We start from the raw sequence: 21,003 nt of genomic DNA on the forward strand, positions 1-21,003 counted from the left end.
CGCCATCTCGACTGGTATCAAGCGTCGACATCCGTAACACTGTTCACATGCGTCTCACACTGAACCCCCGGCGTTCGCCCATGTACCGGTGGTCGGTGGGCGCTGTCGTCGTCGCGGTGATCGCCGGAGTGTTGTCCGCGCTCGCTCCGGCGCAGACCGCTCGTGCGGCCGACCTGCCGGCGTCGATCCTCGAAGGCGGCTACATCATCAGCGATGAGGCGTTCTTCGACTCGAGCACGATGACGGTGGCAGAGGTCCAGGCGTTCCTGAACGAGCGAGTGCCGAGTTGTCGGGCGACGGACGGTCCGACCTGCCTGCGTCACTTCACGGCGGACCTGCCGGCGAAGGCGGCCGACAAGTACTGCGGTTCGATCACCGCGAAGAAGGCGGCTTCTGCGGCGCACATCATCGTCGCCGCATCCCGCGCGTGCAAGGTCAACCCGCAGGTGATCCTCACGATGCTGCAGAAGGAGCAGGGGCTGGTCACCTCGACCAGGCCCTCGGACTGGAGCTATCGAGCCTCCATGGGCATGAACTGCCCCGACACCGCGCCCTGCAGCGCGGCATCCGCGGGCTTCGTGAACCAGGTCTACCTCGGCGCACGCCAGCAGCAGGTCTACGCCAAGAACCCGAACTCGTACAGCTACCGTGCGGGGCGGGTCAACACGATCAAGTGGCACCCGAACAGCGCGTGCGGGTCCTCGAAGGTCTACATCGAGAACCAGGCGACGGCGAACCTCTACATCTACACGCCGTACCGCGCGAACATCGCGGCCCTCGCGGCCGGGTACGCGACCGGTGACAGCTGCTCGGCATACGGCAACCGCAACTTCTACAACTACTTCGTGCAGTGGTTCGCGCCCGACGCCTCCCCGAACGCGAGCGGTGCTCCGGCCCGGATCGACGCCTGCACCGCGCCCGCCGGGGCGGACGTCGTCGCCGCGTCCGGCTCGCGCACGATCAGCGCCGCCGCGACGGGGCGGAAGGCCCCGACCTCCATGTGCGGCAGCGGCACCGTCTCGCTCGCGAAGGGGTCGACGGTGACCCTCGTCGGCAAGTACGGCGCCTGGAGTCGCGTCCGCGCTGGTTCGTCGACGGTCTGGATCCCGTCCTCGTCCCTCGTCTCGGGTGCTCCCGCCGCGGGAAGCGGCGCGTGCGCCGTGCCGCCGGAAGCGAGCATCACCAAGAGCTCGGGGACCGTGCGGGTGACCACCGCCTCCCTGAACATCCGCAAAGCTCCGTCCACGGCGTGTGCGACTGGACTCAGCTCCGTGAAGAGCGGCGAGTCCTACACGCGTGACGGCATCTACGGGCAGTGGTGGCGTATCTCCGTCCGCGGTTCCCAGTACTGGGCCCACAGTGACTACCTCGCCGTCGTGACGTCCGCGCCTGCGCCGTCGCCGACACCGCCCCCCACCGCCGCGCCGCAGCCCACGACCCCGGCACCGAGCACGCAGTACGTGTCGGCGCCGACCCATCTCCGACCGAGCGCGGGGTCCGCCGTCCTCCAGCAGACACTGCGCCGCGGACAGCAGGTGACCACCGGTGCCGTCTCCGCCGAATGGACCGAAGTCGCGTTCGGGTCGACGAAGGGATGGGTGGTCTCGTCGAAGCTGACGCCGAAGAATCCCGGTTCGGAGACCGCTCGGACTCGCCTCACCACCCAGAGCACGGCCATCCGGGCGACGGCCTCGGCAACCGGCAAGGTCCTGGCGGGCGTCCCGAAGGCGACCAGAGTCTCCGTCGAGGACAGCTTCGGTGTGTGGCGAGCGGTGAGCTTCGGCTCGACGAAGGGGTGGATCCGCGAGAACGAGGTCGCCGCTCTGTTCACCCGCACCCCGATGCGCGTCAAGGACGCGACCGTCACGGTCAGGTCGCAGTCCTCCGCCACCAGCCGTGCCTACGGGACGTTGAAGAAGGGGCATCCCGTCTCGGTCTTCGCCGCTCGCGGCGCGTGGCGGGTCATCGATTACGGGTCGCGGTCGGCCTGGGTACCGGCATCCAGTCTCACCGCGGCACCTGCCTCCACGACCAAGACCACGACTGCGGCGTTGAATCTCCGGGCCGCGCCGTCGACGACGGCCAAGGTCGTCGTCGTCCTCGCGAAGGGGACGAAGGTAAAGGTCACCGAATCCAAGGGCGTCTGGCGCAAGGTCACCGCGGGGAGCCGGACCGGTTGGGTGCACGGCACCTACCTCCGCTGACACGACGGCCTCCGAGCGGGATCCCAGCCGGCCGTCCGTTAGGATGATCGACGGCCCGCCACGGCCCCGGCCGCGGTGCGGCACCGCGATTCCCCTAGGAAACCTGTGACTCAGATCGACTACAGCGTCTTCGACACGCCTGGGCGTGGGCGCGGCATCCTCGACGTCTTCGAGTACCGCTACCTGCTCCGTCTCCTCATCGGCAAGAGCACCTCCCTGCGGTACCGCAACTCCGTGCTGGGGTGGTTCTGGTCCTACGTGCGGCCGACGATCCAGTTCCTCGTCTACTTCCTCGTCGTCGGCGAGATCCTGGGCATGCACCGCAACCTGCCGGCGTTCCCGCTCTACCTCTTCAGCGGCCTGGTCCTGGTGAACCTCTTCAATGAGACGCTCTCCGCGGCGACGCAGTCGATCGTCGCCAACAAGGCGCTGGTCCGGAAGATCTACCTCCCGCGGGAGCTGTTCCCTCTTGCAGCGATCATCGGTGCCTTCACCCATTTCCTCCCTCAGCTCGCCGTCCTCATCCTGGTGAGCGTGCTGTTCGGCTGGATCCCCTCGTTCGCATCCCTCGGTCTGATCCTCGGCGGGATGCTGCTCGTGCTCCTGTTCGTCATGGGCGTCGGCCTGTTCTTCGCCGCGGTGAACGTCCGCTTCCGCGACGCCGGCAACACCGTCGACATCATCCGGACGGTGGCGACGTGGTCCGTCCCGATCCTCTACACCTGGTCGATGGTGTACGAGCGGACCCAGTCCATCCCGTGGCTGTTCCAGATCTACATCTCCAACCCGCTGGCGGTCGCCGTGGAGATGTTCCACCACGCCTTCTGGGGGACCCTCCCCGACGTCACCGGTGCAGCCGACGCTCCGGACAACCTGTCGTGGCCCCCCGGCTTCGAGTGGAACGCCGCGGCCGCGCTCGCAGTCATCGTCGTGTCGCTCCTCGTCGGCCAGTACGTCTTCCGCCGCTTCGAGCGCACTTTCGCCCAGGATCTGTGATGGCTACACGCACCGCGGCAGACCCGCAGCCCCGCATCATCGTCGAGCACGTCTCGAAATGGTTCAATCGCCGCAGCTCGCGGTCGTTGAAGGACGCGTTCATCAACCTGATCAAGCGGCGCCCCGTGCGGGCGTCGCAGTTCCAGGCCCTGGACGACGTGTCCTTCCACATCGGCGAGGGCGAGTCGGTCGCCATCATGGGCCTCAACGGATCGGGCAAGTCGACGACCCTCAAGCTCGTGTCAGGTGTCCTCGAACCCGATGAGGGCCGCGTCTTCACCCGGGGTCGCGTCGCCGGCCTGATCGAGGTCGGGGCCGGGTTCCATCCCGACCTGACCGGTCGGGAGAACGTCTTCTTGAACGCCGCGATCCTCGGGATGACCGAGAAGGAGACCCGGGAGCGCTTCGACGAGATCATCGCCTTCAGCGAGATCGGCGACTTCATTGATCAGGAGGTCAAGCATTACTCCTCCGGGATGTTCATGCGTCTCGCGTTCAGCGTCGCCATCCATGTCGAGCTGGACGTCCTCCTCGTCGACGAGGTGCTGTCCGTGGGAGACGCGCCGTTCCGTGCGAAGTGCAACGCGAAGCTCAAGGAGCTCGCCGAGAGAGGCGTGACGATGATGATCGTCAGCCACAGCAAGAACATTGTGAAAACCCTGTGCACCAGGGGTGTCGTCATCCGGAAGGGCCGCGTCGTCTTCGACGGCCCCATCGACGAGGCCCTCGAGCACGTCGAGACCCGCTGACCCAGCGCCGAAGGAATCCATGAAACCCGCTGACGCCACGCGTCGCCCTCGTATCCTCTGCGTGGGCGCATACGAACGTGAGAACTTCGGAGACCTGCTCTTCCAGATCATCACGGCTCAGTACCTGCAGGACGCCGACGTCGTCTACGCCGCGCCCTTCGACGCGGACATGACCGACCTCCTGGGCTTCCACGTCCCGGCGTACGGCCCGCTGCTTGAGAACGAGGACTGGGATGCCGTGTGGACGGTCGGCGGCGAGGTGGGCGGCACGGGGCTGGACTACGCGTACCGGACCGCGCATGGCGAGGAGGCATACCGTGCCTACACGGAGATGTCGCCTGATGAACGACGCGCACTGCTCTCGACCGAAAACGGCTCCGTGCCGATCGAGTCTCCCTACCTCCCGCGGATGAGCGCCTATGCCCGCAACCGCACCTCCGCGGCCGTGATGAACTCCGTCGGCCTCGCAGGTATCCAGAGTCTCGGCGCAGTCCGAAAGTCGGGCATGATCGGCTTGTTGCACGAGGCGACGAGCATCACCGTCCGTGACAAGTATGCGAGCGCCTTCCTGAAGAAGGAAGGCATCCCCCCACGCGCTCGAACCGGACCTCGTCCACTCGATCTCGGTGACCCGCCCCGACGCGGGGAATGATCGCGGCGACTATGTCCTGCTGCAAGCATCCATCGCCCACCTCAAGAAGTACGGGATCCCGGAGTTCGCACGGGCGATCATCGAGAGTGACGTCCTCCGCGAGAACCCCGTGCGTCTCTTCACCGCGGGGACCGCGCCCGGGCACGACTCGTTCGAGATGTACGAGCAGATCCTGGAGCTCGTGAAGCAGGCCGACCCTGAGCGACGGATCACCATCAGCCACACCATCGATCCGTGGGAGCGGGTGGATGAGATCGCCCAGGCCAAGCTGTGGATCGGCAGTTCCTTGCACGGCCGCATCATCTCCTGCGCGTATGGGGTCCCCCGGGTGAGCTTCGCCAAGCGCAAGGTGGACGACTACATCCGGACGTGGGATGAGGAGATGCCGTGGGGCATCGACCATCTCCGGATGGGCAGCGCGGCGGCGCACGCGTTGACCCTCGAGGACGACGGACGCGGTGCCGCCTACGGCATTCGCGCACACGAGAACATTCAGCGGGTCGCGGAGCACGTGCGGGCGTGGGCGAACACCGGTGCGCCGGATGACCGCCTCGAGCGCATCCTCGACGCGCGCAACCTGCAGTGGTCGCGGATGACGCTTGAGATCTCCAAGGTCGATGCTCTGCGGAAGGCGGATGAGGCGGCCAAAGCAGCCGCGAAGGCGGCCCGTGCCTCGTCGTCAGCAGGTTTCGTCAGCCGCGGTCGCAACCTCTCTGCTCGTGCGCTTCGGAAGATCGCACGCCTCATCGAGTGAGACGCTTGCGGCGACGGGGAGAATGACCCGTCGCCGCAATGAGTCGAAGAGTCAGGCGAGGTAGCGACGGAGCGATTCGTCGACGGGCGTGGGCGTGAAGCCCGCCGCCTCGATCTTCGTCAGGTCGAGCACCGACCACCGCGGCCGAGGCGAAACGGGAGCGTCCGCACCGGCGAAGTAGGCCTCGGTCGAGACGCCCGACACGCGGTCGGGATCGTTCCCCGTCAGCTCGTACACGTCGGAGGCGATCTGCGCCCACGACGAGGGCTCTCCCGAGCCGGTGAGGTTGTACGTCCCGAACGGCGCAGCCGTTTCGACGAGGTGGCGGATGCCGCGCGCGATGTCCTCGGTGAAGGTCAGACGACCGACCTGATCGTCCACGACACTCGGAGCGACCCCGCGCTCGGCGAGCGTGGCCATGGTGCGGACGAAGTTCTTCCCATCGCCGATGACCCAGGACGTCCGGACGATGTAGTGGCGAGGGACGGTCGACACCACCGCGTCGGCAGCCGCCTTGGTCTGTCCGTACACCCCGAGTGGCGCGACGTCGTCCTCCTCGCGGTACGGACGGTCCGACGAGCCGTCGAACACGTAATCACTCGAGACGTGCACGAGGGTGATGCCGGATGCCGCGGCGATCCTGGCGAGCTGCGCGACGGCGGTGACATTGCCCGCCCAAGCGCCGGCGCGGTCGGTCTCGGCGGCGTCGACGGCCGTGTACGCAGCTGCGTTGACTATCACGCCGTAGTCGCGCCACCGGCGGGCGCCGGTGAGGTCGGCGGTCAAGTCCAGGTCATCGCGCGTGGCGAATTCGACACCGGGGTGGTCTCCGAACGACGCCCGGAGGGCGCGGCCGAGCTGTCCGCCTGCTCCCACGACGAGCGTCTTCTTCGGCGGGATCGGCACGACGTCGTTGAGGCGGGGGTGCGCCAGGTCCTTCGCTGAGATCTCGACCTCGGCGAGGGGGATCGGCCATGCGATGGCCGCCGTCTCATCGGCGAGGTTCAGGAAGGAGTACGACGCCTCGGGGGACCAGTGGTCGTTGACGAGGTAGGTGTACGCCGTGTCGGGCTCGAGGGTCTGGTACGAGTTGCCGACGCCACGGGGAACGAAGATCGCCTTCGAAGCATCGAGCTCGGTTGTGAAGACGGCCCCGAACGACGGGCCTTCGCGAAGGTCCACCCACGCGCCGAAGATCCGCCCCGTCGCGACCGACACCCACTTGTCCCACGGCTCGGCGTGGATACCGCGGGTCGTCCCCACGGCGTCGTTGAAGGAGATGTTGTTCTGCACCGGCCCGAAGTCCTCGAGCCCCAGCGCGGTCATCTTCCCGCGCTGCCAGTTCTCTTTGAACCACCCCCGGCTGTCGCCGTGCACCGGGAGATCCCAGACGACGAGCCCGGGGATGCCGGTCTCGGTGGGCGTGAGCGTCTTGCCGAACTCCGTCACACTCACTGTCCTTTGGTGGCGTAGAAGGCTTCGACGCCGTCTTTGGTGGGTGCCCACCAGGGTTCGTTGTGGCGGTACCAGTCGATGGTGGCGGCGAGGCCTGCGTCGAAGTCCTGGTAGGTGGGGGTCCAGCCGAGTTCGGTGCGGAGTTTGGTGGAGTCGATCGCGTAGCGCAGGTCGTGGCCGGCGCGGTCGGTGACGTGGTCGTAGGCGTCGGGCGACTCGCCCATGAGCTGGAGGATGAGTTCGACGACGGTCTTGTTGTCTTTCTCGCCGTCCGCGCCGATGAGGTAGGTCTCCCCGATCTCGCCCTTCTCGAGGATGGTGAGCACGGCGGAGGAGTGGTCGTCGGCGTGGATCCAGTCGCGCACGTTCTCGCCCTTGCCGTACAGCTTGGGCCGGATGCCGCGCAGCACGTTCGTGATCTGGCGGGGGATGAACTTCTCCACGTGCTGGTACGGGCCGTAGTTGTTGGAACAGTTGCTGATCGTCGCGCGGACCCCGAACGAGCGCACCCACGCCCGCACGAGCAGGTCGCTGCCGGCCTTGGTCGACGAGTACGGCGACGACGGGTTGTAGGGGGTGTGCTCGGTGAACCGGGCCGGGTCATCGAGTTCCAGGTCGCCGTACACCTCGTCGGTAGAGATGTGGTGCAGCCGGGTGTCGTGACGGCGGGCCGCTTCGAGCAGCGTGTACGTCCCGATGATGTTCGTGTCCAGGAACGGGCGCGGGTCGTGGAGCGAGTTGTCGTTGTGGGACTCCGCCGCGTAGTGGACCACGGCATCCGCCTGCTCGAACAACCCGTCGACGAGCTCCGCGTCGGCGATGTCCCCGACCTCCAGGGACACCCGGTCCTCGGGCAGCCCAGCCAGCGACGCCTCGTTCCCGGCGTAGGTGAGCTTGTCGAGCACCGTCACGGTGTGGTCGGTGTGGCCGATCACGTGGTGGACGAAGTTCGAGCCGATGAATCCGGCACCGCCGGTCACGAGAAGGTGTGCCATGGTCATGCGCCCCTGTTCAGGATGTCGTGCAGGTACGTGCCGTACCCGGATTTGGTGAGCCTGTCGGCGCGTTCGCGCAGCTGGTCGTCGGTGAGGAACCCCTGCCGCCACGCGACCTCCTCGGGCACCCCGATCCGCAGCCCCGTGCGCCGCTCGATCGTGCGGACGTACTCACCGGCATCGAGCATCTGATCGAACGTCCCGGTGTCCAACCACGCCGTCCCCCGCGGCAGCACCTGCACCTGCAGCTTCCCCGCCGCAAGATACGCACTGTTGATATCGGTGATCTCGTACTCGCCACGAGGTGAGGGCTTGAGGTCCCGTGCGATCTGCACGACATCGTTGTCGTAGAAATACAGGCCCGGCACCGCGTAACTGCTCTTCGGTGCGGCAGGCTTCTCCTCCAACGAGATCGCCCGACCATCACCATCGAACTCGACCACACCGTACGCGCTGGGCTCCGCGACGTAATACGCGAACACCGCACCACCGTCGACATCCCGGTACCGCTGCAACTGCGACCCCAACCCCGGCCCGTACAACAAGTTGTCACCCAGCACGAGCGCGACCTTGTCGCCACCGATGTGATCCGCACCGATCGTGAACGCCTGGGCGAGGCCATCCGGCGACGGCTGCTGCGCGAACGACAACGACACCCCGAACTGCGACCCATCACCCAACAGCCGCTCGAAATGCTCCGCATCATGCGGCGTCGTGATGATCAGGATGTCCCGGATCCCCGCCAACATCAGCGTGGTCAACGGGTAATAGATCATCGGCTTGTCATACACCGGGATCAACTGCTTCGACACACCCAACGTGATCGGATGCAACCGCGTCCCCGAACCCCCCGCGAGAATGATTCCCTTCATGGCACCCATCGTTCCACACGGGTGCTCGCCGCTCGGACCGCGGGTATCCCGTTCGTCGCGGCGTGCCCGCCGTACAGTGGACGGGTGATGAAGGTATCGGTCGTCGTCCCCACATATCGGACCGCCCCCGAGGGCTTGCAGCGACTCATGGGATCGCTCGACCGTCAGACCATGCGGGCCGCGGATTTCGAGGTGATCTTCGTCGACGACGGTTCGCCCGATGACACGCTCGAGCGCCTGCGAGGCGTGGCCGAGACGCACGTCAACGTGCGAGTCGAGAGCATCGAGAACTCCGGGTGGCCGTCGCGACCGCGGAACATCGGCATCGACCTCGCGCAGGGGGAATACGTCGCGTTCATGGATCACGACGATGAGCTCTACCCCGACGCGCTCCGCGGTGCCTACGAGTTCGCCGTCGCGAACCGCTCCGACGTCGTCAGCGGCAAGGAGTCCCGTACGACCGAACCGGCGTGGGCCCTCGGGACCTACGACGAGGATCGTGCGAATGCGCGCGGGCGCACCGAGGTCCATCCGCTCCTGCCGATGAACCCGCACAAGCTGTACCGCAGGGAGTTCCTGAACGAGCACGGGATCCGGTTCCCCGAGGGTCGTCGCGTGCTCTGGGAGGACATCTTCTTCAATCTGCAGGTCGCCCGCCACGCGCGCGTGGTGTCGTCGCTGGCCAGCGTTCCCTACTACCACTGGGTCACTACCGAGGGCAGCGGTTCGACCACCTTCGTGAAGTCGAATGACGACTACTGGGAGTGGCTTCGCAAGGTGTGCGATGCGACGGCGGATGAACTGCGGGGCGACGAGAACGTCCTGCAGCGCGATCAGCTCGAGCTGCATCAGTACAACACTCGGGTCGTCGGCGTCTTCGATCTCAAGTACACGCAGCGGTCCGAGCGCAATCGACGATTCATCTTCGAGCACTCCCGCTCTCTGCAGGAGGACTTCGGATACGCCCGTCTCGACGAGAGGCTGGCCTCCTCCCGTCGCATCCGGGCTGAGCTGCTCCGCACCGGCCGACAGGACCTCCTGGAGCAGGTCTGCGCGATCGACGCCGCGGTTCCGGGCTGGGGCCGCGCCGAGACAGCCATCTGGCGGGACGGCAAGCTGCACGTGGACGTGTCGGTCGACTGGTCCGACTCGACGGGACGACGTCCAGCCCTGCGGCGGGTGGGTACGCGTGTCCGGAAGGACCTCCCGAAGGACATCGCGGATGCCATCAGTGCGGACGCCGCCGACGTGACAGACGAGATCGAGCAGATCGGGTTGACCCCGTTCGTGCACTCCCGTCGATCGCGGGTTGCCTGGGCGATTCCTTTCGAGCGGCAGATCGACGTCTCCGACAGAGAAGATGGCACCGTCGGTATCGGTGCCCGGGCGCGTCTGACGATCGATCCCGTGTCGGCCGCCTGGGGCGGGGCCCTCGACGGCGGCACGCACTGGGATCTGCGGCTCCACACTCGTTTCGGCAGTGGGACGACAGACCGGGCCATTTCATCTGCGGTGCCCGCATCCTTCTCTATCTCCGGCGGATTGCTCCACCTGGTGTATCCGAACGACGGAGGCTCTGCGACGGTGATCCCGGAGGGACAGCGGGAGGCCGTGCGGCGACTCACGCCGATCAGCGCGGAGTTGGCCCACGACGACCTCGTCATCACGCTCTCCGGTCAGCACGATGGCTCCGGCACAGTCGACACGGTCGTCGGGTCTTGGACACAGGCGTCGACGTCCGCGAAGGAAGTGCCGGCGCGCCTGGAGGTCTCCGATGGCGTGGCGCGGCTGAGGCTCCCGATGACGCGAGGGACATCCAGCGAACTTCGGGTCGGTGACCGAGTGCCGGGAGGCCCGCTCTCATGGATTCTTCGCACGGAGGGCGGCCACGTGACCCTCGAGCGAAGTTCACGTGCATCAGCCGCGGCCCCCTCTCCGGTGCCGGACCCTGCTCCGCGTCCGACGAAGACGCTTCGTCGCACGGCTGGCAAGGTACTGCGCCGACTCGGGCTGCGATGAGGGCGTCCGAGACTCGGTGCCGTCGCAAGCCGGTGCCGTAGAATCGGCAAAATGCCTGAACAGACATCCGGCGACGCATCTGCCGAGGCGGTGGCGACTCCCGTCGTGACCGGAAGTGCGACCATCGACCGCGACCTCGCCGAGATCATCTCGCAGCCGCTGCCGTGGGAACGGCTGGCGGGTAAGACGGTCCTTGTGACGGGCGGGTCGGGGATGATCCCGGCCTACGCCGTCTTCACGTTGCTGGCCGTCAATGAGGCCAGCAGAGCGGGAATCACGGTCCTCGCGATGGTGCGGGATCTCGAGAAGGCGAGGCGCGTCTTCGGCCGGGCAGTCGAGCGGGACGACCTGGTCCTCGTCCAAGGCGACGTCCAGCGTCCGATCGACATCGATGCGAAGGTCGATCTCGTCATCCACGGCGCGTCACCTGCGCGGCCCTCCCTGCACGCCGCGAGCCCCGTGGACACCATCCGCGCCAACGTCATGGGCGCGTTCGGACTGCTGGACCTCTGCGTCGCCGCGGGCGGCGCTCGGTTCGTGCTGATGTCATCCGCCGAGGTGTACGGTCAGCGCGTGTCGGACGGCTCGCTCGTCGCCGAGGACGAATACGGTTCGGTCGACATCCTGACCCCGCGCGCGTCGTACACCGAGGGGAAGCGAGCCGCCGAGACGATCGCCGTCAGCTATCACGCTCAGCACGACGTGCCGATCACGATCGCCCGATTCGGCCACATCTACGGGCCGGGAATGGCGCTCGACGACGGCCGAGTCCAGGCGGACTTCACGGCGGACGTCCTTGCCGGCCGGGACATCACACTCAACAGCGACGGCAGCGCCCGACGAACCTACACCTACCTCGCCGACGCGATCACAGGCATGTTCACCGCGATCCTCGACGGGGAGCACACGGCGTACAACGTCGCGGACCGCGACGGGTTCATCAGCATCCGCGACCTCGCTCATGCCTTCACCCGCGCGCGTCCGCAGAAGGGTCTGACCGTCCGGTTCAGGGAGGACGTCGACCACAGCCGTTACAACAGCGTGAAGGGTCAGGGACTCGATGACGCACGGCTCCGGTCGCTGGGGTGGGAGCCTCACGTCGGCCTGTCGCGCGGGGTCGATCGCACGATCGCCTGGCATGAGGAGCGCGGGGAGGGATCGAGCCGATGACGGACACCACCGTCGGAGTCGTCGCGGACACCTCGGAGGAGGTCGTGCGACCCCTCCCGCCGTTCGACGTCAAGATCGAGAGCCTGGCCTGGGAGCGCGCGAAGCTCACCGTGCGTGTGCGTGTCGTCCAAACGGACACCTGGATCCCGCTCGAACCGGAGGAAGGGGAGGATCCGGCGCCTGCGCTGGATTTCCGCCTGATCGACGGGAAGCGGCGACTGCCCGTCCCGTTCGTGGCCGCGGGTCCGGGTCGCTATGAGCTCCACGTCGACGTCCCGACGTACATCGACCGTCAGGCCATCCCCAACGGGACCTGGCGCATCGTGCTGCTGGCATATGGGGAGCGTGCGGCACCAGCACGCTTCGACGGTGCCTCCCTGCTCGAATTGGACGAAGGCTCCCGCGTCTTCCTCTACGACGGCAACCGCGCCGTGACGACGGTGTCGTTCGGCATCGCGGAGAACGCGCTCGACCTGGAGCGCCTCGACTTCCTCATGCGGACCTACCACCTGTTCCGCTCCCGGCCGAAGCCCAAGAAGTTCCGTCCCCTCAAGCGACTGCGGGGCTTGCTCCTGGGCGCACCGGCGAAGCAGCGGTACGCCGGGTGGATCTATCAGATGATCAATCGGACGGTCGGGGTCAAGCCCGGCCGGATCCTCTTCGCCTCGGACCAGCGGCTCAAGATCGAAGGCAACCTCCGGCGCGTCCAGGAGCGGATCTTCGAACGCGGCCTTCAACGGCGCTTCGAGCTGAAGTACTCCTTCCGACTGCCGCGCTCTGGAGGATGGCGGACCACCATCCGCATCATCTACCTCCTGGCGACGAGTGAGATCGTCCTGTTGGACGACTATTTCGGGATCCTGAAGAGCCTGCGGATGGACCCCCGCACGAAGGTCATCCAGCTGTGGCACGCGGGGAGCGGGTTCAAATCCGTCGGATACAGCCGGTTCGGAAACCTCGGATCGCCGAAGCTGTGGCATCCCCATCGCCAGTACACGTACGCGATCACCGGCTCCGAGCACCTCCGCCACGTCTACGCCGAGGCGTTCGGGATCGAGGAGGCGGCAGTCATCCCGACCGGACTGCCTCGAGTCGATTGGTTCCTGGACGAGAAGCTTCGGGACGGTTTCCTCCGCTCGTTCGCCGCGGAACATCCGCAGATCGCAGGCAAGCGCGTCGTCCTGTTCGCGCCGACGTTCCGCGGACGCTCGATCTACACCGCCTTCTACGACTACAGCCAGATCGACTTCGATGCGCTGTACGAGGCCTGCGGGGACGACACCGTGGTGCTCTTCCGCATGCACCATTTCGTGAAGGATCCCATCGAGATCCCCGAGGAGTACCGCGATCGGTTCTTCGACTTCACCCACTACCCCGACGGGCTGAACCTGCTGCACGCGACCGACGTGCTCATCACGGACTACTCGTCGATCATCTACGAGTTCTCCCTCCTGGACCGTCCGATGCTGTTCTTCGCCCCGGACCGGGTGAACTACGCTGCGACCCGCGGTTTCCACCGCGACTACGTCGAGACCGCCCCCGGACGTGTCGCGGACACGTTCGCGCAGGTCGTCGATGCGCTGCGGACGGGGGAGTTCGAGGTCGAGAAGGTGGCGGAATTCCGTCGGCTGAACTTCGACCGCGTCGACACCGGCGCGGCCGATCGAGTCATCGACTGGCTCATCCTCGGACAGCCAGAGACCGAGGAGATCACCGAAAGTCCGGTGCCCGCTGAGGAATCCGCGCACGAGGATTCGGCAGAGAACGACATCCCAGAAGAGGAGATCGCGTGAACATCGCCATCATTTTCGCCGGCGGCATCGGATCGCGCATGACGTCCGCGACCCTCCCGAAGCAGTTCCTGGAGATCCACGGCACCCCGTTGATCGTCCACACCATCCAGCACTTCCAGGACCACCCGGAGATCGACCGGATCGCTGTCTCCATCCTCCCGGAATGGCGCGAGCGGTTCGCGCGACTGGTGGCTCGCTACGAGCTGACGAAGGTGAATTGGATCGTGGACGGCGGCGCGACGGGACAGGAGTCCCGTCATCGCGCCCTGCGTGCCGTGTCCAACGAGGCGCCGGCCGACACGGTCGTGCTGCTCCACGACGGCGTCCGCCCCCTCATCAACGCGGACGTCATCTCGGCGAACATCGAGACCGTCCGCGCCAAGGGCCCGGCGATCACGAGCACGAAGTTCAACGAGACGATCATCGCCTCGAGTGCCGGTGGGGTCGACGACGTCATCCCGCGCGACCTCCTCTACGTCGCGCAGGCGCCGCAGAGCGGGCGGCTCGACACCGTCCTCGGCGCGTACGACCAGGCCGTCGCGGACGGCGAGAACGACTCGATCGACACCTGCAGTCTGCTGCGGCGGTACGGGCACACCCTCTACCGAGTCGACGGTCCTCGTTCGAACATCAAGATCACGACGGCGGAGGACTACTACGTCTGCCGGGCATTCTTCGACGTGATCGAGCGCAATCAGATCGGCGGCTGAGGCCCCGCGGGGCCCGGGTCACCCCGCAGCGCCGCGCATCGCGGCCACGTTCACGGTCACGATCTGTCCGGTGAGATCGGATGCCGCGACATTGAGCGTGACCCTGGCGACGTCCGCCGGGTCCAGCAAGCTGTCGGCCGGCTCCTCGCCGAACGCCTGCGTGCGCATCGGGGTTCGGGTGCGCTGCGGGTTGATGCAGTTGATGCGCACGCGCGACGCCTCCCACTCCTCGGCAAGCGCCTGCGTGAGGTTCACGACGCCGGCCTTCGTCGCCGAATAGGCGCTGTAGCCCGCGCGCCCGCGTGTATATGAGCTCGACGTGAAGAGCACCACCTGCCCGGCGGTCTCGGCGAGGTAGGGGTGCGCCTCGCGCGCGACGATCGCGGGCGCGATGAGGTTGACCTGGATGGTGTCCTTCAGGTCGCGTTTGCGACTTTCGATCAGCGGTGCGATCCGAAGGACGCCCGCGGTCACGATGACCACATCGATGCGGCCGCTGGCGCCGTGCGCCGCCGCCAGCGCGGACCGCACCGCCTTCGCCGACCGGATGTCGGTCCCCGTGGTCGTCCGGCTGAATTCGTGCACGGTGGCGCCGGCGGCCGTGGCCTGCGTCACGATGCTCTCGCCGATGCCGTAGCTGCCGCCGAAGACCACGACGGACTTCCCTGCGAGGTCGGGGACCGAGGTCATGCTCTCGAGGGACAGGCTGGCGGACTGCAGTTGGAACAGCTTGTCGGCGATGTGGACGTCGATCGGCTCGGTGACCTTCATGTTCTCCGCAGTGCCGTCCACGACGTAGATCGGGACCTCCGGCAGATAGGTGAACACGACGCCGCAGTCGTCGGTCGCGCGGAAATCCGGGTCGGTCGCGGCGATCTCGTAGGCCCGGCGGATGGTGCCGAGCCGGAAGGCCTGCGGCGTCTGGCCGCGACGCAGGAGGGAACGGTCCGGTATGCCGGTGATACGCCGGTCCGCATCGACCTGGATGATGGTGTCCGCCGACGGGATCGCCGTGTCGACGGCCTCGTAGTCGTCCAGCGCGCGGACGCAGTCCTCGATGATGCGATCGTCGATGAAGGGACGCACCGCGTCGTGGAACAAGACCCTGGTGTCGTCGCCGTCGAGCGCGTCGATGGCGAGCCGGGTCGTGTCGTTGCGGGTCTCGCCTCCGGGGAGGATGCGGCTCAGCTTGGCGAACCGTCCACTCTCGACGAGGTGGTCGAGCTCGCCGATCGCTGCCGCGTTCATCATGATCACGATCTCGTCGATCTGACCGCTCGCCTCGAGAGCCTCGAGCGTGTGCTCGACGATCGCCTTCCCGGCGATCTTGATGAGCTGCTTCGGGATCCCCAGGCCCACCCGGACTCCGATGCCTCCTGCGAGGACGACGGCGACGGTTCGGGGTCTACTCACGGCGCGAGCTCCTCGTGATTCGATGCGTGGCGTGCTGCGCACGCGCCCGACCATCCTATGCGAGGGCGCGGCTCGAGCCGGGATGGACGAGTTCGCCGAGGAGGATCCGCGCCATGCGGTCGGCGCTGCGATTGCTCCCCGAGCCCGCGTCGGCCACCCATCGCGAGGCGAATGCAGCGGCATCCGACGCATCCGCGGCCTCGGCGGCGATGGCATCGGCGAGGCCGTCCACCGAGGTGCAGACCGGGCCGGGCAGATCCCTCCGGTAGTCCAGGTAGAAGTCGCGGGTGGCGAGGTACTCGTCGAGGTCGGGCGCGAGGAAGTACGTCGGGATGCCGCGGACCGCCGCCTCGAACAGTGTCGAGGAGTAGTCCGTGATGAAGAGATCGGCGACGGTCAGCATCTCCTGTGTCGAGAACCCGTCGGCCGTGTCGATCGCGTCGTCCTGCAGCGTCATCAACGGGTGGAGCTTGACCACGACATGGACCCCGATGGCGGCGAGTGACTCCACGATCTGCTCGGGCGCGGCCATCGAGGTGTCCTCGATCCGGAAGGTGGGTGCGAAGACCGCGACCCGGGCGCCTCGAAGGTGCGGGTGCGCCCGGTGGATCCGCTCCCGCGTCTGTGCGGTGCGCTCGGGGTCGCGCAGGCGGTCGACGCGGGGAAGGGGTGCGATGACGACGCGGTCGGGGTCGGTCCCGAACGCTTCAGCGTAGGGGGCGCGGCATGCTTCACCGCTGGCCAGGACGAGGTCGTAGCCCTCGTGCATGCGCATCGCCTGCGCGATCCGCTCATCACGACCTTCGCCGTGTCCGACGATGCTCAGGCCGAACTTCTTGAACGCACCGAGCGCATGCCAGATCTGCACGACGGAGAGCTCGCGCTTGTGGGTGAGCATGCTCGCGACCATCGAGTAGGTGTCCACGACGAGCACGCGCGCGGTGGCGACGTGGTAGAGCTGCACCACGAGGTGCGCCGCATACCCCACCTTCCTCGCGAGACCGGGCGGCACCATCCGGACGAGGCTCACGACGCGCACCGAGGGGTCCTGGGCGGCGATGGCGCGTCGCAGATCGACGAAGTCGTCGGGTTCTTGCGGGTGCTCTCGGCTGATCATGACGATCTTCCGGCGGGAGGGCAGGATCTTCAAGGGTGCGTAGATCGCCCGGAGCGTCCAGCGCAGGACGTGGGCGGCGACGAGGTGTCGACCGACCGATCCGTCGATCCGGGTCGGCTGTGCCGGTGGATCGTCCAGCAGCCTCGGTCGCTCAGCGACGTCCCGAGGAGTGAGGATGACCTCGCGCACGATCCGTTCCGAGGACCGCCCGTCGCAAGCCGACATGAACATCTCCCGGAACGCGGCGAGGTCTGCGCCTGCACGGGCGGACCGCACCGCGTCGGCGAGCGCCGCACCGTCGGTCACGACGGGGCCTGCCAAGTAGCTCTCGAAGGGGTGGTAGAAGGACCGCTCCGCCGAGTAGGTCTCGAGGTCCGGGCAGAAGAAGACCATCGGGCGGTCCAGGAGCGAGTACTCGAAGATCGACGATGAGTAGTCGGTGATGAGGACGTCGGAGGCCATGAGCAGGTCGTTGAGCTCGCGCTCGTGGGATGCGTGCACGATGCGTTCGTGCTGCGGGATCTCCGCTTCGGCGCGAGAGACGAACGGGTGGAGTTTGACGACGACCGTCCACTCATCGCCCAGGTCTTCGACCATCCGCAGCCACGGCACCCAATCGATGTCGTAGTGCGCGCTCAATTGTCCGTTGCCTCGGAATGTCGGGGCGAACAGCGCGATCTTGCGATCCGTGGGAACGCCCAGCCGGCACCGGACCTCAGTAGCCGTCCGCTCGACGACGCCGCGATCGAAGAACACGTCCGTCCGCGGTACGCCGGCCGCGCGGACGCGGGCGGGATCGACGGCGAACGCCTCGGCGTAGTCGGCTCGGACGCCCTCGGAGCTGACGGTCACATCGGTGTAGTTGCGATGCGCGACCGACCCCGGCAGCGGACCTCCGGGGAGGCCGACCCTGCTCCACCCGACCCGCTTGAACGCTCCGGTCGCATGCCACACCTGCAGGAGTCGCGTCTCCGGGCGGAGGCGGAGCGGGTAGACGAGTGGGTAGTAGTCGTCGAGGACGATCGTCTGCGCCCGCGCCAGCTCCCACGGCAGCCGCAGCGCATCGCGCAGCGGCCGTCGTGCGGACAGTCGGGCTTTGAAGATGCCCACGATCGCCGCATCCGGATCCTGGCGACGGATCTCATCGCGGAGGAAGGCGAAGTTGCCCGAGAAGCCGACCCGCGAATCCGAGAGGAACAGGACGCGAGCGGGCGACACGCGCACCAGACGGACGGCGACCGCGTACTGCAAGATCGGGATGAGGAACCGCCATTTCTGGAGGAAGGCGTTCCCTCGCAGGCGTCTGCGAAGCGATCGCACGGTGGGACCTCCTGGCGGCTGACGGTACCGACCGAGTCTAGACCGCCGGGTTCGGCCCCGATGTCGGCGGGAGGCGCACGGATGCCTCAGGCAGTGGGCGCTCGCGACGCCACCCTCGAACGAGCGAGGCGCGGGTCGCGCACAGGACGAGCAGGAACCAGCCGAAACCGCCGAGCGGCGAGCTCGTCACGATCGAATCCGACAGGAGGACGATGATGACCAGTGCCGGCCACACGTGCACCGTCGAGCGTCGTTCGCTCGCCGCGGACCAGGCGCGGGTGAGCCCGATGCCGACGAACGCGACGAGGAGGACGACGCCCACGATGCCGGCCTGGAGGAGCACGTCCATCCAGACGTTCAGTGCAGAGGCGTGCGGCCGGCCCGTCGCGATGCGGACGTAACTGAAGGGCGAAAGGAACTCGGGCCAGGTCCCGACCCACCCCCAACCCTGCACGGGCCGGAGTGACGACATGTCGAGGATCACGTTCCACAGCCGTGAGCGCGTCAGGAAGTCCGGCTCCGCGTTCAGCCAGTACACGAGCGGTCGGCGGAAGACGTAGGCGAGGAGCAGTCCGACGACGACCGCTGCCGCGAGTGCCCCCTGGAGCAGGGGGCGCACGCGGGGGGAGACGCGACGCAGGATCGCCAGCGCCCCGGTCGCAGCCCCCGACGCCAACGCCATCCCGAGCACGAGCGGCGAGTCGGTGAAGACCGCGAGGATCGCCGCGAGCGACACGGAGTACACCGCGGCGCCTGACGAGACCGAGCGGGTGCGCCATTCGACGAGGAAGGTGACCAGCGCGACGATGGTCACCACCCCGAGGACGGTCCGCGACCCGAAGACACCCTGCACCGGTCCGCCCTCGGCCAGGTTGCCCGCGATGCCGAGGAAGGCGATGGGGACGTCGAGCAGGATGCCGCTGAGGATCTCGAGTCCCAGTGAGACGGTGAGGAGGAGGCGCAGGGCGTCACCGGTGGCGCGCACCGTCTGCAGCGTGTCTCGGAACTGCGCGACGACCACCGCGAGGAAGGTGGGCGCGCCGAGCTGCAGCCAGCCGGTGAGCGACGCGGTCGGAGAAGCCGACCAGGTGGACGTGACCAGCAGCCACCCGAGGAGCACCAGCAGCGTCGTCGGCACGAGATGGATGAGGCGCAGCTCCGCACGACGGGCGTACATGATCCCGCCGCCGAGGACGCACAGCCCGGTCAGGATGGCGCCGTAGCCGGCGTTGCCCATCAGGCTTCGAAGCGCCGGCGTCGCGAACAGGGCTCCGATGGTGGTCACCGTGTAGACCGCCATGAAGTCGGCCGACGCGAGGAACGCGGCGGCGCGTGGACGGACCTCCTCGGCGGTCATCGGTCGGCGGGCCTGTCGCCCTGTTCGCCGAGCAGACGTTCCTCGGAGGGACCCCGACCCATGAGCGGAGCCTGCTTGATCTTGAAGGCGAAGAGGATGAGCAGGAACCACCCCCAGTTCAGCAACGGCGTGGATTCGGCCAGACCCTGGACGAGCAGGACGGCGCCGGTCAGCGTCGGCAGCAGCGTGACGGCGGAGTACGGGCGGTCGGCCACGAGATCCCAGCGGGGACGGTCGACGGCGAAGAACCAGGATCGCCAGACGAAGGCGAGGTAGGCCGCGACGATCAGGACGACCCCGACGATCCCGAGCTGCAGGAAGACGTCGATCCACATGTTGTGGGCCTGCATGACCGACTGTCCGTGGTCGATGATCCACCCGTCGAAGGCGGGGTCCGTGGTGATCCAGGGGGTGGAGAAGCCCCATCCGACGATCGGCCGCTCCGAGGCGCGAGCCAGCACCTGCTCCCAGATCCCCTCGCGCCCGGTGAGGTCGGTCGACCGGCCGAGGGTGGAGAAGAGGCGATCGCGGAACGCCCACGCGGCGGCGAGTCCGCCGAGGGCGACGACGGCGTAGGCGACGTAGTAGCGCGTGCGCTGCCCTGCGCGGGTGGTCGTCCGCATGACGAGGACGGTGAGGAGGACCACGACGACCATCACCGCGGCCACCGTCGCCGTCGCGGAGCCGGCGCGGACGAAGAGGTACAGCGCGAGCAGGGTCCAGAGGGCCAGGGCCGGTCGTCGGGGCGCGCGCGAGGCGATGCGGATCGCGAAGACGATGACCGCGAGGAGAGCCACGTACGCCAGCGCGTTCGAATTGCCGAAGACACCCTGGATGCGGCCGCCGTCGAGCAGGTTGCTCCGCACCCAATAGACGATCGGGTCGTCGGCGGGCCGTTCCGGCCGCACGAATCCGGGAAGGATCGGTCCGTCCCAGACCACAGCGACCCACGCTTCGAGCAGCAGCGACAGTGACAGCATCCACTTCAGGGCCGAAGCCAGGGCGCGCACGAGCTCCCGCCACGTCAGCACGGCGCCCACGAACAGCGCGCCGACGGTCGTGACGACCATGAACGAGACGGTGAGAGCGGTCGCCTCGATCCACGCGGTCCAGATGAGGGATGCCAGGGCCCAGACGATGTACGCCATCGCGTACCAGGGGAGCCGCCGCCACTGCACTCGGGGCCGCAGGATCGTCCACAGGATGACCGACACGAGGAAGGAGGCGACGCCGATGCCGGCGGCGACCGGAACACCGAACGCGAGCGGCAGCGCCGTCCCCGACAGTGTGACGACGAGCAGGACGACGCACCAGCCGCGCAGCAGGATATGGCCCGTCCGCTCGCGCGGCGGCGCACTCGGCGGAGCCGAGATCGGGTGCTTCGTATGGACGGCCATCGTGACAGCAGGGTATCGCGCGCCCCCTAG

General features: G+C 67.4%; 16 protein-coding genes. 9 read left to right on the forward strand and 7 right to left on the reverse strand.

Going from position 1 to position 21,003, the window contains the following annotated elements; translation table 11 throughout:
• Positions 1-47 precede the first annotated feature (47 nt).
• The 5 genes from KZX17_RS08110 (at position 48) to KZX17_RS08130 (ending at position 5,355) form a co-directional block, all read left to right on the forward strand.
• Positions 48-2,204 (forward strand): SH3 domain-containing protein, encoded by a 2,157-nt coding sequence (locus KZX17_RS08110; protein WP_248171932.1) that lies wholly within the window; start codon positions 48-50, stop codon positions 2,202-2,204.
• A gap of 105 nt (positions 2,205-2,309) precedes the next feature.
• Complete coding sequence (locus KZX17_RS08115; RefSeq protein ID WP_248171933.1) at positions 2,310-3,200, forward strand: ABC transporter permease; 891 nt, start codon at positions 2,310-2,312, stop codon at positions 3,198-3,200.
• Positions 3,200-3,949: an ABC transporter ATP-binding protein gene (locus KZX17_RS08120; protein WP_248171934.1), complete on the forward strand. Its 750-nt coding sequence runs from the start codon at positions 3,200-3,202 to the stop codon at positions 3,947-3,949. Before KZX17_RS08115 ends, KZX17_RS08120 begins: the two co-directional genes overlap by 1 nt.
• Positions 3,950-4,010: 61 nt before the next feature.
• Entirely contained in the window at positions 4,011-4,601 is a 591-nt protein-coding gene (locus KZX17_RS08125; RefSeq protein ID WP_248171935.1) for a hypothetical protein, read from the forward strand.
• Positions 4,576-5,355 (forward strand): polysaccharide pyruvyl transferase family protein, encoded by a 780-nt coding sequence (locus KZX17_RS08130; protein WP_248171936.1) that lies wholly within the window; start codon positions 4,576-4,578, stop codon positions 5,353-5,355. Before KZX17_RS08125 ends, KZX17_RS08130 begins: the two co-directional genes overlap by 26 nt.
• Before the next feature lie 51 nt (positions 5,356-5,406).
• On the opposite strand, the gene KZX17_RS08135 is transcribed toward KZX17_RS08130, so the two are convergent.
• From KZX17_RS08135 to rfbA, 3 genes are read right to left on the reverse strand one after another with little or no spacing between them, the layout of a single operon-like run.
• Positions 5,407-6,810, reverse strand: coding sequence for a bifunctional dTDP-4-dehydrorhamnose 3,5-epimerase family protein/NAD(P)-dependent oxidoreductase (locus tag KZX17_RS08135; protein ID WP_248171937.1), 1,404 nt, complete (start codon positions 6,808-6,810; stop codon positions 5,407-5,409).
• Positions 6,807-7,805 carry a dTDP-glucose 4,6-dehydratase gene (rfbB, locus tag KZX17_RS08140; RefSeq protein WP_248174736.1) on the reverse strand — a complete coding sequence of 333 codons (999 nt, stop codon included), beginning with the start codon at positions 7,803-7,805 and terminating at the stop codon, positions 6,807-6,809. The genes KZX17_RS08135 and rfbB overlap by 4 nt, the downstream gene beginning before the upstream one ends.
• 2 nt (positions 7,806-7,807) lie before the next feature.
• Positions 7,808-8,677, reverse strand: coding sequence for a glucose-1-phosphate thymidylyltransferase RfbA (rfbA, locus tag KZX17_RS08145; protein WP_248175594.1), 870 nt, complete (start codon positions 8,675-8,677; stop codon positions 7,808-7,810).
• 87 nt (positions 8,678-8,764) lie between these two features.
• On the opposite strand from rfbA, the gene KZX17_RS08150 reads away from it, so the two are divergent.
• The 4 genes from KZX17_RS08150 to KZX17_RS08165 are packed head-to-tail and all read left to right on the forward strand — an operon-like array spanning position 8,765 to position 14,369.
• Positions 8,765-10,696, forward strand: a complete 1,932-nt coding sequence (locus KZX17_RS08150; RefSeq protein WP_248174738.1) for a glycosyltransferase family A protein — start codon at positions 8,765-8,767, stop codon at positions 10,694-10,696.
• A gap of 51 nt (positions 10,697-10,747) precedes the next feature.
• Positions 10,748-11,866: an NAD-dependent epimerase/dehydratase family protein gene (locus KZX17_RS08155; protein ID WP_248171939.1), complete on the forward strand. Its 1,119-nt coding sequence runs from the start codon at positions 10,748-10,750 to the stop codon at positions 11,864-11,866.
• Positions 11,863-13,659: a CDP-glycerol glycerophosphotransferase family protein gene (locus KZX17_RS08160; protein ID WP_248171941.1), complete on the forward strand. Its 1,797-nt coding sequence runs from the start codon at positions 11,863-11,865 to the stop codon at positions 13,657-13,659. Before KZX17_RS08155 ends, KZX17_RS08160 begins: the two co-directional genes overlap by 4 nt.
• The gene (locus KZX17_RS08165) at positions 13,656-14,369 is read left to right on the forward strand and encodes an IspD/TarI family cytidylyltransferase (protein ID WP_248171943.1); all 714 of its coding nucleotides are present in this window, start codon (positions 13,656-13,658) and stop codon (positions 14,367-14,369) included. The genes KZX17_RS08160 and KZX17_RS08165 overlap by 4 nt, the downstream gene beginning before the upstream one ends.
• Positions 14,370-14,387: 18 nt before the next feature.
• Here the strand turns inward: KZX17_RS08165 and KZX17_RS08170 are convergent, their stop codons facing one another.
• Genes KZX17_RS08170 through KZX17_RS08185 form a run of 4 tightly spaced genes read right to left on the reverse strand, consistent with a single transcriptional unit; the run spans position 14,388 to position 20,973 of the window.
• Entirely contained in the window at positions 14,388-15,782 is a 1,395-nt protein-coding gene (locus KZX17_RS08170) for a bifunctional cytidylyltransferase/SDR family oxidoreductase (RefSeq protein ID WP_248171945.1), read from the reverse strand.
• A 55-nt stretch (positions 15,783-15,837) separates the two neighbouring features.
• On the reverse strand, positions 15,838-18,219 hold the full coding sequence (locus KZX17_RS08175) for a CDP-glycerol glycerophosphotransferase family protein (RefSeq protein WP_248171947.1): 2,382 nt from the start codon (positions 18,217-18,219) through the stop codon (positions 15,838-15,840).
• A 37-nt stretch (positions 18,220-18,256) separates the two neighbouring features.
• Complete coding sequence (locus tag KZX17_RS08180; protein WP_248171949.1) at positions 18,257-19,576, reverse strand: O-antigen ligase; 1,320 nt, start codon at positions 19,574-19,576, stop codon at positions 18,257-18,259.
• Positions 19,573-20,973 carry an O-antigen ligase gene (locus KZX17_RS08185; RefSeq protein WP_248171955.1) on the reverse strand — a complete coding sequence of 467 codons (1,401 nt, stop codon included), beginning with the start codon at positions 20,971-20,973 and terminating at the stop codon, positions 19,573-19,575. The genes KZX17_RS08180 and KZX17_RS08185 overlap by 4 nt, the downstream gene beginning before the upstream one ends.
• Positions 20,974-21,003 lie beyond the last annotated feature (30 nt).

It is taken from the genome of Microbacterium sp. EYE_78 (genome assembly GCF_023149035.1).
Lineage (GTDB): Bacteria > Actinomycetota > Actinomycetes > Actinomycetales > Microbacteriaceae > Microbacterium.

Excerpts from the sequence above, each read along its gene's own strand:
- KZX17_RS08110 (WP_248171932.1), top strand. The coding sequence starts at position 48 with ATGCGTCTCACACTGAACCCCCGGCGTTCGCCCATGTACCGGTGGTCG.
- KZX17_RS08120 (WP_248171934.1), top strand. The coding sequence starts at position 3,200 with ATGGCTACACGCACCGCGGCAGACCCGCAGCCCCGCATCATCGTCGAG.
- rfbB (WP_248174736.1), bottom strand. The coding sequence starts at position 7,805 with ATGGCACACCTTCTCGTGACCGGCGGTGCCGGATTCATCGGCTCGAAC.
- rfbA (WP_248175594.1), bottom strand. The coding sequence starts at position 8,677 with ATGAAGGGAATCATTCTCGCGGGGGGTTCGGGGACGCGGTTGCATCCG.
- KZX17_RS08150 (WP_248174738.1), top strand. The coding sequence starts at position 8,765 with ATGAAGGTATCGGTCGTCGTCCCCACATATCGGACCGCCCCCGAGGGC.
- KZX17_RS08155 (WP_248171939.1), top strand. The coding sequence starts at position 10,748 with ATGCCTGAACAGACATCCGGCGACGCATCTGCCGAGGCGGTGGCGACT.
- KZX17_RS08160 (WP_248171941.1), top strand. The coding sequence starts at position 11,863 with ATGACGGACACCACCGTCGGAGTCGTCGCGGACACCTCGGAGGAGGTC.
- KZX17_RS08180 (WP_248171949.1), bottom strand. The coding sequence starts at position 19,576 with ATGACCGCCGAGGAGGTCCGTCCACGCGCCGCCGCGTTCCTCGCGTCG.
- KZX17_RS08185 (WP_248171955.1), bottom strand. The coding sequence starts at position 20,973 with ATGGCCGTCCATACGAAGCACCCGATCTCGGCTCCGCCGAGTGCGCCG.